At 52.0% G+C, this 18251-nt stretch carries 15 protein-coding genes; 6 read left to right on the plus strand and 9 right to left on the minus strand.

What is annotated here, in order from left to right; all coding sequences use genetic code 11:
* Positions 1-271: 271 nt before the first annotated feature.
* Both cysK and cysZ read right to left on the minus strand, forming a co-directional pair.
* A complete protein-coding gene (gene cysK, locus BZG73_RS02375) occupies positions 272-1240 on the minus strand; it encodes a cysteine synthase A (RefSeq protein WP_046073711.1) in 969 nt (322 codons plus the stop codon).
* A 171-nt stretch (positions 1241-1411) separates the two neighbouring features.
* The gene (gene cysZ / locus BZG73_RS02380) at positions 1412-2170 is read right to left on the minus strand and encodes a sulfate transporter CysZ (protein ID WP_077605827.1); all 759 of its coding nucleotides are present in this window, start codon (positions 2168-2170) and stop codon (positions 1412-1414) included.
* Positions 2171-2479: 309 nt separating this feature from the next.
* Here cysZ and zipA point away from each other — a divergent pair, with 309 nt between their 5' ends.
* From zipA to gltX, 3 genes are all read left to right on the plus strand, one after another.
* A complete protein-coding gene (gene zipA, locus BZG73_RS02385) occupies positions 2480-3442 on the plus strand; it encodes a cell division protein ZipA (protein WP_077667477.1) in 963 nt (320 codons plus the stop codon).
* Positions 3443-3553: 111 nt separating this feature from the next.
* On the plus strand, positions 3554-5569 hold the full coding sequence (gene ligA, locus BZG73_RS02390; protein ID WP_077667478.1) for an NAD-dependent DNA ligase LigA: 2016 nt from the start codon (positions 3554-3556) through the stop codon (positions 5567-5569).
* Between the two features lie 168 nt (positions 5570-5737).
* Entirely contained in the window at positions 5738-7162 is a 1425-nt protein-coding gene (gene gltX, locus BZG73_RS02395; protein ID WP_077667479.1) for a glutamate--tRNA ligase, read from the plus strand.
* 71 nt (positions 7163-7233) lie between these two features.
* Here gltX and BZG73_RS02400 read toward each other — a convergent pair whose 3' ends face one another.
* A complete protein-coding gene (locus tag BZG73_RS02400) occupies positions 7234-8484 on the minus strand; it encodes a uracil-xanthine permease family protein (protein WP_046073706.1) in 1251 nt (416 codons plus the stop codon).
* A gap of 260 nt (positions 8485-8744) precedes the next feature.
* Between BZG73_RS02400 and BZG73_RS02405 the strand changes: the two genes are divergently transcribed.
* A complete protein-coding gene (locus BZG73_RS02405) occupies positions 8745-9914 on the plus strand; it encodes a DUF2066 domain-containing protein (protein ID WP_077667480.1) in 1170 nt (389 codons plus the stop codon).
* 95 nt (positions 9915-10009) lie between these two features.
* Here BZG73_RS02405 and BZG73_RS02410 read toward each other — a convergent pair whose 3' ends face one another.
* From BZG73_RS02410 to miaB, 6 genes are all read right to left on the minus strand, one after another.
* Positions 10010-10588, minus strand: a complete 579-nt coding sequence (locus BZG73_RS02410; RefSeq protein WP_077578595.1) for a lipid-binding SYLF domain-containing protein — start codon at positions 10586-10588, stop codon at positions 10010-10012.
* A 74-nt stretch (positions 10589-10662) separates the two neighbouring features.
* Positions 10663-12228 (minus strand): apolipoprotein N-acyltransferase, encoded by a 1566-nt coding sequence (lnt, locus tag BZG73_RS02415; RefSeq protein WP_077667481.1) that lies wholly within the window; start codon positions 12226-12228, stop codon positions 10663-10665.
* A complete protein-coding gene (gene corC, locus BZG73_RS02420; RefSeq protein WP_046073703.1) occupies positions 12215-13087 on the minus strand; it encodes a CNNM family magnesium/cobalt transport protein CorC in 873 nt (290 codons plus the stop codon). The genes lnt and corC overlap by 14 nt, the downstream gene beginning before the upstream one ends.
* Positions 13088-13105: 18 nt before the next feature.
* Positions 13106-13576, minus strand: coding sequence for an rRNA maturation RNase YbeY (ybeY, locus tag BZG73_RS02425; protein WP_046073702.1), 471 nt, complete (start codon positions 13574-13576; stop codon positions 13106-13108).
* The gene (locus tag BZG73_RS02430) at positions 13573-14658 is read right to left on the minus strand and encodes a PhoH family protein (protein WP_077578592.1); all 1086 of its coding nucleotides are present in this window, start codon (positions 14656-14658) and stop codon (positions 13573-13575) included. Before BZG73_RS02430 ends, ybeY begins: the two co-directional genes overlap by 4 nt.
* A 54-nt stretch (positions 14659-14712) precedes the next feature.
* A complete protein-coding gene (gene miaB / locus BZG73_RS02435) occupies positions 14713-16137 on the minus strand; it encodes a tRNA (N6-isopentenyl adenosine(37)-C2)-methylthiotransferase MiaB (protein ID WP_046073700.1) in 1425 nt (474 codons plus the stop codon).
* Positions 16138-16420: 283 nt separating this feature from the next.
* Here miaB and BZG73_RS02440 point away from each other — a divergent pair, with 283 nt between their 5' ends.
* Both BZG73_RS02440 and BZG73_RS02445 read left to right on the plus strand, forming a co-directional pair.
* Positions 16421-17581 (plus strand): 2-octaprenyl-3-methyl-6-methoxy-1,4-benzoquinol hydroxylase, encoded by a 1161-nt coding sequence (locus BZG73_RS02440; protein WP_077667482.1) that lies wholly within the window; start codon positions 16421-16423, stop codon positions 17579-17581.
* 21 nt (positions 17582-17602) lie between these two features.
* A complete protein-coding gene (locus tag BZG73_RS02445; protein ID WP_077667483.1) occupies positions 17603-18214 on the plus strand; it encodes an HAD family hydrolase in 612 nt (203 codons plus the stop codon).
* Positions 18215-18251 lie beyond the last annotated feature (37 nt).

Genomic DNA, 18251 nt, shown 5'->3' on the forward strand with positions numbered 1-18251 from the left:
AGGTTAGCTTAACCGCTAACGGGCGACTTCGCTATCCGTTGACGCTAACCTAACCAAGAAATCGACCCGATAGCTTAATCCATGTCAATTTCGTGTCATCTTGTTGCCATTTTTGACCTTCCACTCATTAGGCGCGAGGGCTTTTATTTTGATGCGGAAAATAAAAAGGCAGACGTGTTTTACTAAAGCTTAATATAAAAATCAAACAAAAAAGGCCCAATTTGGGCCTTTGCGAATAGGGGGTTATGGAGGCTGGTTGGCTAACCTGCTGTTACTGCTCGGTTTCCAGCTCGGTGAACATCCCAGCAAACAGTGGCGAGCTGAGATAACGCTCTGCTGCACTTGGCAAAATTGTGACGATCTTCTTATTTGCGAACTCGGGAAGCTCAGCAATTTTGTTTGCCGCAACCACGGCTGCACCTGAAGAAATCCCGCCCAAGATGCCTTCTTCTTCCATCAAACGGCGAGCCATCGCAATGGCTTCGTCTGAGCTGACAGAGACCACCTGGTCAACAAGCGTGACATCCAAGTTTTTTGGCACAAAGCCCGCGCCAATACCTTGAATTTTGTGAGGGGCAGGCTGCACGTCTTGGCCCGCGATCGTTTGTGCAATCACTGGCGATTCAGCAGGTTCGACCGCGACCGTGGTGATGGCTTTGCCTTTGGTGTTTTTGATGTAGCGGCTAACACCGGTTAGGGTGCCACCTGTGCCAACACCGGCAACAAATACATCGATTTCACCGTCGGTGTCTTCCCAGATTTCAGGCCCTGTGGTTTTTTCATGGATCTCAGGGTTGGCGGGGTTATCAAACTGTTGCAGCATCAGGTATTTGCCTGGCTCTGCTGCCATGATTTCTTCGGCTTTGGCAATCGCCCCTTTCATGCCTTTTGGCGCTTCGGTGAGCACCAGCTTCGCGCCCATGGCTTTAAGCAGTTTACGACGCTCAAGGCTCATTGACTCCGGCATGGTAAGGGTCAGCTTATAACCACGTGCCGCCGCGACATAGGCGAGTGCGATCCCCGTGTTACCACTGGTTGGCTCAATCAATTCGATACCGGGTTTGAGGGTGCCTTTTTTCTCTGCGTCCCAGATCATATTGGCGCCGATACGGCACTTGACGCTGAAGCTTGGGTTGCGTGCTTCAACTTTGGCTAACACGTTTGGCTTCGCCACGCGGTTTAGGCGAACTAGCGGTGTGTTTCCGATGGTTTGTGTATTGTCTTCGTAAATCTTGCCCATTGTATCGTTCCTTCATGACACCGATTTTAATCACACTCCAAGCATATCTCTGCTGCTTGGTTTTGAAAGGATCGGTTGGTTATATCTTATTGTGACATTAACCAATAACTGATTGGTTAACCGAAAAAAGCCCACACCGATGATGTGAGCGTTCGCGTAGACGATCACAGACTAATTGCGTCCCAATGACGCTTTGTGCTTATCCACCCACATGGCGGTCGCGCCGCATACGGCCGCAGGCATCACCAGTAGATTGAGAAAAGGGGTCATGGTAAATAGCATCACCACGGCGCCAAAGCCAAGCGATGCGCCCCGCTGTTGATTTAAGGTCTGGCGCATGGCGGGAAACGACACCTTGTGATTGTCAAACGGGTAATCACAGTATTGAATCGCCATCATCCACGCGCTAAACAAAAACCAGATCACTGGCCCCACAGTTTGTCCGACCGCTGGTATCCACAGCAGTAACAAAAAACCTATTGCTCTGGGGATGTAGTAAGCGAGCTTTTGCCATTCTCGTTTCATCACCCGCGGGATATCTTTAAGGATGCCAGCCAAGCCATCATCAGGCGCACGCGTTCCCGACAGCTTTGCCTCCACGTGTTCGGCCAATAGACCATTGAACGGCGCCGCTATCCAGTTGGCCAATGTGCTGAACACATAGGAGAACACGACCAAGATAGCAACCACCACCAAAGGCCAAATCAAAAAAGAGAGCCAGGACAACCACTCAGGTAAGCTGGCCATCCAATGATCGATCCAGTCACCAACTTGTGAAAGCAAATAGATGAACGCGCCGCCAAGCAGCAACACATTGATCAAAATAGGAATGATCACAAACCGGCGTAAGCCGGGGGCCATCATCAGAGAAAAGCCTTGGAACAGGTAGCCAGCACCACTTTGGGGACGGGGGCGAGCATTATTCGCCATGATATCTCCTTGAGAATAATGTAGGTCACAACAATCCGCATGCATGCGGTCGATACAAAAATAACGGTGTGCGCTATATTACGGGGGGAATCCTTGCGATGACAACGACCCAATAATGGGAAAGTTTAACGATTTGTGTATCTTGATTCGTTAAATTCTCCCCAACTTTTGATACAGTTAACTAAGTTGACCATTAACGCATTGCGTCAGCCAACGGGCCCCGCTTATGATCACACAAACCTTTGCAAACTGGTTGGCGTTGTGACATAAGCGAATCAAAACGCTGAACATAGATAGATTTGAGAATCGATGATGCAGGAATTGCGCCTTGTACTGATTGTGTTGGGAGCACTAGCAATCGCAGCTTTGCTTTTGCATGGCCTCTGGACAAACAAGAAAGAAAAGACGACCAAGTTTGGTGAAAAGCCGTTGGGAAAACTGGATGACGACAGTGACGAACAAAAGTTTGACCAAGATGGTATTGGTGCCGTCAGAGTTGTCAGTCGCGCTAAAAGCGAGAGCGATAAGCCTGCGCGCCAAGAGCCCGCGATGAACTTTGGTGATAAACCTGATGTGGATCCCTTGTTCGCAGGGCAAACTGGCACCGTGTCTGAACCTGAACAGACCCTGTATCCTTCAATGTCTGCGACTGATGATGAGCCTTCGCTTTCAGCCGCCACTCCGCACGTAACCGGTCAAGCTCACGAAGAACCAGAGGCGCCGCAGGCACACGCTACGGTGGCCGATGATGAGCCATCAGAGCCTGCGCCAAGCGTGCATCAAGGTGATACGGAGACGGCTGAACAGGGTGAGCCGCAACCCAGTGATGAACCACCAAAGGCAGATGAGCCCGCGGATGAGACCGAAGTACTTGTGTTGCATGTGCATGCGAACAATAGCGACGTGTTCAGTGGTCTTGAGCTGATCCCGACCCTTGAGCAATATGGCCTCCGTTTTGGTGATATGGGCATTTATCACCGTCACTCTGATCTATCGGGGAGCGGAAAAGTCTTGTTCAGTGTGGCCAATATGGTCAAACCCGGTACGTTCGATATCAGTCATAGCGAAAGCTTTGAAACGCCTGGCATTAGCTTTTTTATGACGCTGCCGTGTTACGGTGAGCCAGAGCAAAACTTTAAGCTTATGCTGCAAACGGCCCAGCAAATCGCGGATGAGTTAGGTGGATTAGTGCTGGATGACTCACGCACGATGATGACGCCATCACGATTGGATGAATATCGCGAGCGCGTTAAAGCCTTCATGGCCAAATAGCCTGCGCTGACGCGACCACGGTTTAAGCATACAGCGGGACATGGCTCCCGCTGTATGTGATTTATAGATATACTTGCCCGCAACCGACTCTGCTCAGACGACGAATCAAACATGGCTTACAGCAAACAACAACTCGATGATTTAAAGCATCAGCTCAACTATCATGCCTATCGCTACTATGTAGAAGACAGCCCAGAGCTGCCCGACGCTGAATACGACCGCCTGATGCAAACCCTATTGGCCATCGAGGCCGAGCATCCCGAATGGGTAACCAGTGACTCGCCAAGCCAACGGGTAGGGGGCGCGCCCCTGAGTGCATTTGAAACCGTGACTCACGAGCTGGCGATGCTTTCACTTGATAATGCCTTTGAACCCGCTGATTTGGATGCGTTTGAACGTCGTTTGAAAGAGCGCCTATCGCTAGACGCTGAGCAAGCGGTGACCTACACCTGTGAACCCAAGCTCGATGGCTTAGCGGTGAGCCTGATTTATGAAAACGGTGAGCTGGTGCAAGCGGCGACGCGGGGAGATGGCACTACCGGCGAGAACATCACCCACAACGTCAAAACCATTCGCAATGTTCCCCTCACGCTACAAAAAGGGGATTGGCCAACGCGGCTCGAAGTGCGCGGTGAAGTCTTCATGCCGAAAGCGGGCTTTGAGGCACTCAACGAAGCGGCATTGAAACGAGGCGATAAAACCTTTGCCAATCCGCGCAATGCGGCGGCAGGCAGCCTGCGTCAACTTGACCCCAAAATTGCCGCCAACCGACCATTGAGTTTCTATGCCTATGCGGTGGGTGTCATGTCGACCCCGTTTGGCCAAGGGCAAAGTGAGCGCTTACAAAAGCTGAAAAAATGGGGCCTAGCGCTCAGTCCGGAAGTGAAACGGGTGGAAGGGCTAGACGGCGTGAAAGCCTATTACCAAGACATTATGGCGCGTCGTGATGCGCTGCCCTACGAAATTGATGGGGTGGTGATCAAGGTTGATAGCATTGCCAGCCAAGAACGATTAGGTTTTGTGGCGCGGGCACCGCGTTGGGCCATTGCTTACAAATTCCCGGCGCAAGAAGAAATCACCACCCTTAACGATGTGGAATTCCAAGTGGGCCGTACCGGGGCGATTACGCCCGTTGCCAAGCTTGAGCCTGTGTTCGTGGGCGGCGTCACGGTCAGTAATGCCACCTTGCACAACGGTGATGAAATCGAACGGTTAGGCGTTCATATTGGTGACACCGTGGTGATTCGCCGTGCCGGTGATGTGATCCCGCAAGTAGTGGGTGTGGTGGAAAGCCGACGCCCTGAGCAGGCGAAACCGATTGTGTTTCCCGATGCGTGCCCCGTTTGTGATTCAGCGGTCACTCGCATCGAGGGAGAAGCAGTGGCACGATGCACCGGTGGTTTGATTTGTCTGGCGCAGCGCAAAGAAGCGATCAAACACTTTGCGTCACGTAAGGCAATGGATATTGACGGTTTGGGCGATAAAATCGTCGAGCAGCTAATCGAAAAAGAGCTGATAGAAACCCCCGCTGATCTCTTTACCTTGACGCCAGGTCGGGTGACGCTGCTAGAGAGAATGGGGCCAAAGTCAGCCCAAAACTTGGTTGATGCATTGGAAAAAGCCAAAGCCACCACCTTGCCACGCTTTATTTATGCCTTGGGGATTCGTGAGGTAGGCGAGGCAACTGCGCAAAATCTCGCTTTGCATTTTCACACCCTTGAGGCGTTGCGCGTGGCCGATGAAGACGCACTCATTAACGTGCCGGATGTCGGTGCGATCGTCGCGGGTCACATCGTCCGCTTCTTTGCCGAGCCGCACAACCAGAGTGTGCTAGAAGCCTTGCTGGATACTGGGATCCACTGGCCGGAAATCAGTGCGCCTTCTGAGCCAGATGCGCAACCGTTAGCCGGTAAAACCATTGTCCTGACTGGCACCTTATCGCAAATGTCTCGCAGTGATGCCAAAGCGGCGCTACAGGCGTTGGGCGCAAAAGTAACCGGCAGTGTCTCGGCAAAAACCGACATGTTAGTGGCGGGAGAGGCGGCAGGCTCCAAACTGACCAAAGCGCAAGATTTGGGCGTTACTGTGCTCGATGAAGATCAGATGATTGCCATGCTCAATCAGTAGCTTGTACCCATCACGCTGTGCGCTTCGCCGTGTAAGCGAATAACCGCGCACAGGCGCAATAGTTTACATGGCCATGTACCGTGTCTGGGCATGGCCTGATTGTGGAATTTACCTGTACTGGTAAACTAACCGTTACATATTATTCTCAGCACTGGGATAGGGATCCTAATGACGATTAAAACCCGCTTTGCCCCCAGCCCAACCGGCTTTTTGCATGTTGGTGGCGCGCGTACAGCACTTTATTCTTGGCTTGCAGCACGCAGCCAAGGTGGTCAATTTGTATTGCGTATTGAAGATACAGATATTGAACGTTCAACCCAAGAAGCGATTGATGCCATTTTAGAAGGCATGGAATGGCTGGGCCTTAATTGGGATGAAGGGCCGTACTACCAAACGAAACGCTTTGACCGCTACAACGCGCTAGTCGATSAGCTGTTGGCAGAAGACAAAGCCTACAAGTGTTATGCCCCCAAAGAGCTGCTAGAAGAGATTCGCGAAGAGCAGAAAGCGAATGGCCTAAAAGCACGTTATGATGCCAATCACCCCAAGGTGATTGCGGCCAACAGCCAAGCAAACGCTGACGACCCACACGTCATTCGTTTCCGCAACCCCAAAGAGGGCAAGGTGGTGTTTGACGATAAGATCCGCGGTCGGATTGAAATCGCCAACAGCGAACTGGATGATTTGATCATCCGCCGCACTGACGGTAGCCCAACCTACAACTTCTGTGTGGTGGTTGATGATTGGGATATGGGGATCACCCAAGTTGTGCGTGGGGAAGACCACATTAACAACACCCCGCGTCAAATCAATATTTATGAAGCCTTGGGCGCGCCTGTGCCTGAGTTTGCTCACTGCTCGATGATCCTTGGCGACGATGGTGCCAAGCTGTCTAAGCGTCATGGTGCGGTGAGTGTGATGCAATATCGCGATCAAGGTTTCTTGCCACAAGCACTGCGTAACTACTTAGTGCGCTTGGGCTGGTCTCACGGCGACCAAGAAATCTTCTCGATGGAAGAAATGATTGATTTCTTCTCCCTAGAGGCGATCAGTAAATCAGCCTCTGCCTTCAATACGGAGAAGTTGCGTTGGCTGAACAACCATTACATCAAAAACGGTGATCCAGCTGAGGTCGCGTCACACTTGCAATGGCACCTGGATCAGCAAGGCATTGATGCCTCGACAGGACCTGCTTTGACCCAGGTTATCCAGCTGGTGGGTGAGCGTTGTGACACCCTGGTTGAGCTGGCCGAGCAAAGCCGTTATTTCTATCAAGACTTTGATGAGATTGAGGCAACCGCCGCCAAGAAACACCTTCGCCCAGTGGCGCTTGAACCACTGCAAGTGGCAAAAGGCAAGATTGAAGCGCTGGACGAGTGGACGGTTGATGCTCTGAAAGCGGTGATTGCGGATACCTGTGCAGAGCTAGACGTGGGCATGGGCAAAGTCGGGATGCCATTGCGTGTTGCGGTTACAGGCGGCGGTCAATCTCCGTCGGTGGATGCGGTGATGCACCTGATTGGTAAAGACCGTGTGGTGGCGCGTATCGATCAAGCTATCAAAGTGGTTGAAGCTCGAGCCGCACAAAGCTAAAAAGTTGCGACACCGCGGCACAATCAAAAAAGGGCGCTGCGGCGCCCTTTTTTAGTTTGTCATCGCCTGTCTTAATGTGACTCTTCTTCCATCTGCGCACTATCAACAATGTGGTTCTCGCCCATTTTTCGCGGTAGGACAAGATTGAGCACGATGGCCACTAAACCACACAAGCTGATGCCTTGTAAGCTGAAATCACCAATGCCGAAGGCCATCCCGCCAATCCCAAAGACCAAGGTGACGCCGACAATCGCGAGGTTGCGCGAGTCGTGGAGATCAACTTGATTGCGAATCAAGGTATTGAGGCCCACGGTGGCGATAGAGCCAAACAGTAGGATCATGATACCGCCCATCACCGGCAAAGGAATGGTTAATAGCAGTGCCCCCAGTTTACCCACAAAGGCGAGCACGATGGCAGTGATCGCCGCGTAGGTCATAATCTTAGGATTAAATGCTTTGGTAAGCATCACCGCCCCGGTGACCTCACTGTAGGTGGTATTGGGCGGGGCACCAAACATTGATGCGGCGATAGTGGCCGCGCCGTCACCTGCCATGGTGCGATGAAGGCCGGGCTTTTTAAGGTAGTCTTTGCGAGTGACGTTGGAAATGGCCAGCATATCGCCCACATGCTCCACCGCGGGCGCTATCGCCACGGGGATCATAAATAAAATGGCGTTAATGTTAAATTCTGGCAAGGTAAAGGCAGGCATCATCAACCAGCTGGCGTTTGTCACCTGAGTAAAGTCGACAATCCCCATCACTAGGCTCGCCACATAGCCAATTGCAATGCCAGCCATAATCGGAACCAGCTTGAAAAAGCCTTTGGCGAAGACGCTGACCGCGATGGTGGTCAGTAATGAAAGCAGGGAAATCCAGATAGCGATATCACCGGCGATGAGTTGCTCACTGCCGTCGCCACTTTTACCTAGCGCCATATTGACGGCGGTGGGGGCCAAACCAAGCCCAATCACCATAATCACAGGGCCAACCACCACGGGTGGAAGTAGCTTGTGAATAATGTCGACGCCTTTGAGGCGAATAATGCCTCCCATAATGAGGTAGATAACCCCGGCGGCCATCAGTCCACCCATGGTGGCAGGAATACCGAAATTGTTAACGCCGTACAGAATGGGGGCAATGAAGGCAAACGAAGAGGCGAGAAAAATAGGAACAGAGCGGCGGGTAATAACTTGAAAGATTAGCGTACCTATCCCGGCCCCGAAGAGGGCGACGTTGGGGTCAAGCCCGGTTAACAGCGGCACCAACACCAAGGCTCCAAATGCGACGAACAGCATTTGTGCCCCTTGTAAAACTTGCATCATGATCTCACCTCCAAAAAAAATCGCGCAATGCTAGCACAAAGCGTTTCTGTGATTCCTGTCATGTTTTTAAATGTGAGACCGGTAGCAAATAAATGATGTAACGGATTTCATTGGCAAGGGGTAATTGTGAAATACGCCTTTTTGCAGCGACGACTATCACTTTATCGCGTTTGCCCTATCTTTTTTACAAATGAGGATTGCTGAACCTAGAGCTGTCAGCTTATGATCGCTCCACGCCCATTTATCCATGTGGAAAGACTATGAATCGATTTGTGTTGGCCTTAATTGCCTGTCTATGGTTGCCCAGTGCGCTGGCAAACGACCTTTATCACGCCAGCATTCCGCTCGAGAATGGCGCGCAAACCTCGCAACAAGCAGCCAAAAAACAAGGGTTAAGCGCGGTACTGACCAAGGTATCCGGTCAACGGAATCTGTCCGACAATCCGGCAGTTAAACAAGCGCTACAAGAGGTAGATAGCTTGATTACCCAGCTTGGGTACGGCGAGACTGATACGGCAGGTGGGGCACCGACGCGTACGTTAGAAGTCGGGTTTGACAGTCAACAAGTACGGGAAATCTTGCGTCAAGCGGGGCTACCTTTGTGGGGAAGCCCACGCCCGTCGGTACTGGTGTGGCTGGTGGATGACCGCGGCCTTGAGCGACAAATTATTTGGGAGCAAAGTGAGCGTCCCGTGATTGACAAGCTGCGCCAAGCGGCGGCATTGCGCGGGTTGCCTGTTCTGATCCCTGTGGGCGATTTTGATGATCTGATGGCGATTTCGAGCAGTGATTTGTGGGGCGGGTTTATTCAGCCCGTTGAAGAGGCCAGTGAGCGTTACCAGCCAGACGGTATCGTGATTGCCAAACTGACCGACCAAGGCATTCGTTGGCAGCTTTTCCCTGAAGCAAACCAAATGCAAACCAATCAAACCCGTGGTCAGGCGCGTAACGCAGCCGCAATGATTCATTCACTTGCTGATTATTACGCGCAGCAAACCGGTGTGATCCTCGATCAAAACGATGACAGTGCGTCTGTCGTGATCGCGGTCGGTGGTATTAATAACGGCAATGATTATGTCGCACTCGAGAAAACACTGGCAAACTTAAATGCGGTACAAGGTGTACATTTACGCAAGCTTAATGATGACACCCTGGTATTCGATGCGCAGTTGGCCGCGTCACAGCAAGCACTGATTAAAGAGCTAACCGCCAACCGAGAAGTGCGCTTAATGACTTCTCAGGAGCAAGAGGCTTATACGGCGAACACATCGCCAACTGCCAGCGATGCGCAACATACTACACAGCCGGCTGTTGAGCTGGAACAAGGTGAGAAGGCGGGCGAACAGGGGGAGAGCGATAGCACACAAACGCTTGTTCCCGACCCACAACCGTCGGCGGAAAAGCGCCTGTGGTTTGTTTGGCAGCCGTAACGGTGCAGTGACAACCCAATTTAAAAAAGGCTAGCCAACACGGCTAGCCTTTTTGATGGGCAGATGAGGCGTTTACGCTCTGTACGCGTCAATGACTACCAGTTGGCAGGACTAAATTGTTGACCGGCGAGGGCAGCTTCTACCATCAGTCCTCCCTTTGCATGGGTAAAGACAGTCAGGCCATTGACGTAATAAGCTTTCGACTGACGGTTACTGGCGGAGGCTGAGGTGCCAGAGGTACCTGTTTGCGCCGATGCCCCCTCGGTCAATGCGGTGGCAGACGCTTGCGCGCCTAGCTCCACTTGTCCTTGCATAAAGCGGTCATACGCTGTTTTGTCTTTAAAGAAAACAATTTCACTGAACGCTTGACCACCAAAGGTCAGCCCGACCGATACCTGTTTGAGCTCCGCGGCACTCACTGGGGAGCCTTGACGATAAACGACGCCCTTACCATAGGCACCGCCTACCCAAAAACCCCCTTTGCCGACAGAAGGGAAGACGGCATAGCCGTAGGCGTTATCAAAAAAGGGTTGTGTTTGTGGGTACTGCTTAAATTGTTCGCGCGCGAGGTTGGCTTGACGAACCTGATCTTGCTGCGAGCTAGCCGCACAACCGGTTAATGCCGTCAATGCGACAATGACCAACGCTAACCAGCGATGAGAAAGACGTAACATGTTTGATCTCCTTATGGCGTCAATGAAAATGACCAAAAGCGCAATCAGATTACGTCAGTTTCTCGCGGATAATGTCAGAGGTTTGTCGATATTTTCGCTTGCCGGCTGGGATCGCGACGCCACGCAATGAAACCGATACACCCGCTTATCAGTATCCAAAGCCATAGCGGGGCATTGCCCCATTGGCGGTAAGGCGTTTCCCCTCGGGTGCGGGTGACTTGCGTGGTGAGCACCTGGGTTTCAAATTGTGGCAAGGTAGTTTGAATCTGGCCGTGCTCGTCCATCAAGGCTGTCACACCGTTATTGGTCGCGCGTATCACTGGCAAGCCAAACTCGAGTGCGCGCATGCGTGCAATTTCAAGGTGTTGCCAAGGGCCAATCGAGCGACCAAACCATGCGTCATTCGACAGTGTAATGATGGCGTCACTGTCGGCATTCAAGTTGTCGCGGATCTGCGCGGGAAAGGCAATTTCATAGCAAAGCGCGGTGATATAGTCCCAGCCGTTGGCGGGCAGGGCAGGTTGAACCGGCTCGCCCGGTGAAAATGACGACATCGGCAGGTTAAACAGCGGGGCGAGCGGGCGTAATAGTGCCTCAAATGGCACAAACTCGCCAAACGGTAGCAAATGATGTTTGCTGTACTGGGTGGGGGCCGGATAGCGATACTCGGGGGTCCCTGCACCCAGTGCCAGTACATTGTTAAAGTACGCGCCCTGTTCATTTTGGTCGAGCGCGCCTGTGATCACCGTGGTTTGGTTATGCTTGGCGGCTTGATCAAGCTGAGAGAAAAAGCGAGGCAGTTCGCGCTCCAGGGCTGGGACGGCGGCTTCTGGCCAAATAATGACATCACTGTCCCAATGCTGGCGGGTTAAATCTAGGTACTTCATCAGCGTTGGCCAGCGCTGATCGGGACGCCATTTCAGCGCTTGCGGCACATTGCCTTGAATTAACGAAATCTGCTGCTGTTGGTCGGTTTTTGTGACCCATTGAATCGTACCGAGGCCATAGCTAACCGCGATAAGCCCTAACCCGATGGCGACGGCACCATAGCGTGCTTGTCCTTGCCACTGGCCCCAGCGAGGTGTGATGAGCGCGAGTAGGCCAGCCAGTATAGCCAAGACAAGCGTGATCCCCTGCACGCCGAGCACAGGGGCAATGCCAGCCAGTGGACTGTCGATTTGGCTGTAGCCAGGCCAAAGCCAAGGAAAGCCGGTAAATACCCAGCCTCTAAGCCAATCAATCACAAGCCATAAGGCGGGTGCGAGGATTAACCACTTAATACCCGGCTGGCGACTGGGCAGTTTGTTGACCAATGCGCCGAACAACGCCGGATAGAGGGAGAGATAGGCAATCAGCAGGCCCATTAATGACAAGCCAGCAATGGCCGGCATGCCACCAAAATGGTCAATGCTCACGTAAACCCAGCTAACGCCGGTAGTAAATTGGCCCAGTCCCCAGCAAAATCCCAACCACGCACTGCGCTTGGGCGAGGCGTTTTGTAGCAGGGTGAATAAGCCCCACAAGGCAACCAGCATCAATGGCCAGTACGAGAAGGGAGAAAAGGCGAGGGTGGCGCTGGCACCAAAAGCGGCAGCCAGTAATGACTGCCCGCTTTGGCGTAAACGGTTAGGCGTTTTCACTGTTTGTTTCGCTACTGTCTGGGACGGTGACTTGTAGCTGAATGATACGACGACTATCGGCGGCCGTCACTTTAAAGTGATAATCACCAATATCGACTTCTTCACCACGATCAGGGAGATGGCCAAAGCTGGTCATCACTAAACCACCAATGGTATCGACCACATCGTCTTGGAACTGAGCGCCAAAGTGTTCATTAAAGTCTTCCAAGGTCGTCAGGGCTTTGACCGAGAACGTATGACGGCTGAGCTGGCGGATTTCCTGCTCCTCTTCGTCGTCGTACTCGTCTTCGATTTCACCGACGATCTCTTCTAAGATATCTTCAATGGTCACTACCCCTGACACGCCCCCGAACTCGTCAATGACAATTGCCATGTGGTAGCGCTCTTCTTGGAACTCTTTGAGTAGGCGGTCAACCCGTTTACTCTCAGGTACCACCACAACAGGGCGTAACACTTTTTCGATGTCAAAGTCTTCGGCATCTGGGCGCAGGTAGCGCAACAAATCTTTCGCAAGCAAAATGCCTTCAACATGGTCTTTGTCATCACTGATCACAGGATAACGAGAGTGTTGGGCATCAATAATAATATTAATGATCGCTTCCAATGACTGCGATCGTTCAACGATTACCATCTGCGAGCGGGGTATCATGATATCTCTCACACGCATGTCAGAGATTTGCATCACACCTTCCAGCATGTCCCGTGTGTCGTGATCGATCAGGGCGTTTTGCTCTGAGTCTCGGAACACGTCCACCAGCTCTTGTCTGTCTTTTGGATCAGCTTGGAAAAACTGACCCAGCCGCTCGAAGAAGGTCTTCCTACTCGGACCGTCTGAGTTTTGCGAATTATCGTCGTTCATTCAGTTTCATTCAGTTAGTTAACGCTCGATGAAGTCGTTAGCATAAGGGTCACTGACCCCCATGGCGGCGAGAAGCTCTCGCTCCAATGCCTCCATTTGCTCGGCTTCATCATCCTCAATATGGTCGTAACCCAGTAAGTGTAAGCTACCATGAACAACCATATGTGCCCAATGATCCATCAGTGCTTTGCCTTGTTGTTGTGCTTCTTGTTCAACAACTTGACGGCACACGATGAGATCACCAAGCAAATCAATTTCCACCCCAGGAGGGGCATCAAACGGAAAAGATAACACGTTTGTAGGCTTATCTTTGCCGCGATAGTCGCGATTTAGGCTTTGGCTCTCACCTTCGTCGACAATACGAATCGTCACTTCCGCTTGAGGGCGAGCGGCACGCACTGCCTGCTCAAACCAAGCTTGGAGCTGATCGTCACTGGGCAAGCCTTGTTCGTTCTCACAGGCAATTTGCACATCGACATAGTAGCTCATGACGGCTCCTGTGAGCCTGGCACGGCAGGTTGCGCTGCAACTTGCTGAGCTTCACGTGCTTCTCGACGACGAGCCTCTGCTTCTTTTCGCGCTTTGGCGTCTTCCGCTTCCCACTTATCATAGGCTTGGACGATGCGCGTCACCACATGGTGGCGGACGACATCATCCGCTTGGAAAAAGTGGAAGCTAATTTCGTTAACGTCGGCGAGCACCTCAATCGCATGGCGCAGGCCTGAGCGTGCATTTCTCGGTAAGTCGACCTGGGTCACGTCACCGGTGATCACGGCCCGTGAATTGAAGCCAATCCGCGTCAAGAACATTTTCATCTGCTCGACCGTGGTGTTCTGGCTCTCATCCAAGATAATAAAGGCATCGTTCAAGGTTCGGCCACGCATATAAGCCAGAGGTGCCACCTCGATCACGTTACGATCGATCAGTTTCTCGACCCGCTCAAAGCCGAGCATTTCAAACAGTGCATCGTAAAGTGGACGTAAATAGGGGTCGACCTTTTGGCTTAAATCACCGGGCAAAAAGCCCAGCTTTTCGCCGGCTTCAACAGCCGGGCGCGTGAGCAAGATACGACGGATCTCTTGACGCTCAAGTGCATCCACCGCGGCGGCGACAGCAAGATAGGTTTTACCCGTCCCCGCTGGGCCAATACCAAAGGTGATATCATGATTGACCATATTGGCGATGTACTGCGCTTGGTTGGGCGTGCGCGGTTTTATCACCCCTTTTTTGGTCTTAATGTTGATTTCTTTACCGTAAGGAATGCTCGACTCGGTGTTTTGCTCCAACACCCCCGACTCTTTGATCGCCAAATGAATCGCTTCTGGTTCAATGTCTGGAGAGCTGCCTCGCACCGGGGCGGTGTCAACGTATAAGCGTTTTAAAATATCAACCGCGGCATTGGCTGTATGGGGCTTACCCATCACAGTAAATGCATTATGGCGGTGACTAATTTCCACCCCCAAGCGGCGCTCAAGCTGTTTGATATTATCGTCAAACGGGCCACATAAGTTGGCAAGACGGGTGTTGTCGGCAGGTTCTAGGTTCAGGTCAAGAGAGATGATTTTAGACAAGATTATCCTCGCTTTCGGCGCCGGCTATCCGGCGCCGTTGAATTGATGAACGCGTTATGGCGTGAAAACACCAACACCAAGCTCGTTTTCATTGCGCGTCTTCGCCATGATTTCGGTTGGCGAGACGGCGACCCGCAAGTCCATATCTTTTTCGGTACGAACCAGCTCGCCGCGCAGCGAGTTTGGCATCACTTCAGTTATTTTGACGTCAACAAATTGGCCAATCAAATCGACAGAGCCTTCAAAGTTGACCACTCGGTTGTTCTCGGTACGACCACGCAACTCCATCAGGTTTTTGCGTGATGGGCCTTCAACCAAGATACGTTGTTCGGTATCTAGCATCATGCGCGAGTAGCGCATGGCTTGGCTATTCACTTGTTGTTGCAAGCGGTACAAGCGCTCTTTTTTCACTTGCTCTGGCGTATCGTCAGGCATATCGGCAGCCGGTGTGCCTGGACGAGATGAGTAAACAAAGCTAAAGCTCATATCGAAATCGACATCTTTAATCAATTTCATGGTCGCTTCAAAATCTTGCTCGGTTTCGCCAGGAAAGCCGACGATAAAGTCAGAACTGATAGTGATATCAGGACGCGCCTGACGCAACTTACGGATTTTTGATTTGTACTCAATCGCCGTGTGCGGGCGTTTCATCATGGTCAAAATCCGATCTGAGCCGCTTTGTACCGGCAGGTGCAAGAAGCTTGCAACCTCAGGGGTATCACGATACACCTCAATAATATCATCGGTAAATTCAACCGGATGGCTGGTGGTGTAACGGATACGGTCAATACCATCAATGGCCGCGACATAACGCAGCAGCTCCGCAAACGTGCATACATCACCGTCATGGGTGTCGCCACGGTAGGCGTTCACGTTTTGTCCCAACAGGTTCACTTCACGCACACCTTGTTCAGCCAGCTGTGCAATTTCGAACAATACGTCATCCAGCGGGCGGCTGACTTCTTCGCCACGGGTGTAAGGCACCACGCAGAACGTACAGTATTTTGAGCAGCCTTCCATGATCGAGACGAAGGCGGTCGGCCCTTCTGCACGAGGCTCAGGCAGACGATCGAATTTTTCGATCTCTGGGAAGGTAATGTCCATCACTGGCGCATGATCCGAGCGTGACTGCTTGATCATCTCTGGCAGGCGGTGCAAGGTCTGTGGGCCAAAAATCACATCCACATAAGGCGCACGCTCACGAATATGGTCGCCTTCTTGGGTTGCCACACAGCCACCGACACCGATCACCAGCTCTGGGTTTTTATCTTTGAGGGTTTTCCAACGCCCGAGTTGATGGAATACCTTTTCTTGTGCCTTTTCTCGAATCGAGCAAGTATTGAGAAGGAGAACGTCTGCGTCTTCTGGTTGTTCGGTCAGCTCATAGCCACCGGCAGAATTGAGCAGATCTGCCATTTTGGATGAGTCATACTCATTCATTTGGCAACCCCAGGTTTTGATCAGCAGTTTCTTAGCCATGTAACTTCACGCTCATTGTTAATCTTATGGACGACATTACCCTTTCAAGCTGTATGGTTTTTAATCAGTCAATCAGCTTGGCAAGCCGCGTATTGTACTGCTTTCCAATATCGCTGACCAGATCACAGGCTCGGAGAAATCGTGTCGATCCGGCTAAACGTTTGAGCGGATGCGACAAAGGCCAACTCGGAAAAGCGAATTTGCCCTCACTTTGATCGGATTGATATCGAATTCTCGTTTACCTTCAGTAGAATGCTTGCATCAACGGCACAAAGAGACGGTCATGAATCAATTTGAAGTTATTATAGTCGGTGGTGGCATGGTTGGCGCCGCGGCCGCACTCGGGCTTGCTCGCCAAGGCCGCCAGGTGGCGTTAATCGAGCGCCAGCCCCCTGAGCCTTTTGAACCTTCACAACCGATGGGCCTGCGAGTGTCCGCGATTTCCCAGGCATCGGTGAGCCTGCTCAAGGATCTCGGTGCGTGGGCGAGTGTTGAAGCCAAGCGTGTTTGCCCCTACCGCCGCCTAGAAACCTGGGAAGCGGAAGACAGCCGTGTATGTTTCAGTGCCGACCAACTCGACTTGCCACAATTAGGATATATGGTCGAGAATCGCTTGATTCAACTCGGCCTGTGGCAGCAGTTTGCTCGTTTTGACAATTTGCACCTCGTCTCACCGGCCTCGATCACGGGTATGACGCAGGCGGGCGAGCTGCATCAAGTCCAATTAGAGAGTGGTGACACCTTGAGTGCTCCTTGGCTTATCGGCGCAGACGGTGCCCACTCCAAAGTGAGAGATTACGCGCAAATCGGCCTTACCAGCTGGGATTATCGCCAGCACTGCATGCTCATCCATGTTGAAACGGCCGCCCCCCAACAAGACATTACCTGGCAGCAGTTTTTCCCCACCGGGCCGCGCTCGCTGTTGCCGCTTTGTGGCCACAATGCCTCGCTAGTGTGGTACGACAGCCCAGCGCGTATTCAACAGTTGTGCCAGCTCAATGCCGAACAGCTCAAAGCCGAGATCGTGAGCCATTTCCCACCGGAAGTGGGCGACGTCACTCCCATTAATTGGGGGGCATTCCCGCTGACACGCCGTCATGCTCAGCAGTACCATCGTAATGGGGTCGTGGTAATTGGTGATGCCGCCCACACCATTAACCCGCTGGCAGGGCAAGGCGTGAACTTAGGCTTTAAAGACGTCGCCGCATTGCTGGATGCGTGTGCAGATGCAGGCGCACAATGGCAAGCGGCGTCAACGTTAAAGGCATACGAAAAAGCACGCCGTACGGATAACATGATGATGCAAACCGGAATGGATGTGTTTTATACCGCGTTCAGCAATCAGTTTACGCCGCTAAAATTAGCCCGTAATGCGGTGTTTAAACTGGCTGAACACAGTGGCCCGGTGAAAACGCAGGTGTTGAAATATGCACTTGGGCTCTAGTCTTCGCGACAAGGAGGTGAAATGACTGGCTACCAGAATATTATTTTTGATATTGGCAATGTGATCGTGCGTTGGTCACCAGAAGAAATTATCCGCTTAACCTTAGGGGAAGCAGCGGATACGGACGTTTATGCCAACCAAGTGTTTCAGAGTGACACTTGGCAAGCGCTGAATCGTGGCACGCTCACCGAGGCGCAAGCCAAGCAACGTTTTGCCGATGACACGGCGCTTAGCCCCGCGCAACTTGAGGCATTGTTTTATTACATTAAACAGACTCAAATTTGTCTTTACGGCAGTGTCGATTTGCTTCGTTCGGCCAAAGAGGCCGGATACGGGGTTTATGCGTTAACCGATAATGTGCGCGAAATCGTGGCGTTCTTAAAACAGCGCTACGCGTTTTGGTCGCTGTTTGATAGTGCGATTGTGTCAGCCGAAGTAGGGTRCTTAAAACCCGAACCTGCTATTTATCAACGCTTGTTGGATGATTATCACCTTGACCCGGTTTCATGTGTGTTTTTGGATGACAGGACGGCGAACGTCGAGGGCGCGAAAGCACTCGGCATGGCGGGCATCACCTTTACCGATGCACAGCAAGGTCGCGCAGAACTGGCCAAGATGGGGATCGTGGTGTAGTGGATGCGGTAAACATGAGCCTCTAAACGCAAAAAAG

The sequence above is a fragment of the Salinivibrio siamensis genome (assembly GCF_001996005.1).
GTDB lineage: Bacteria > Pseudomonadota > Gammaproteobacteria > Enterobacterales > Vibrionaceae > Salinivibrio > Salinivibrio siamensis.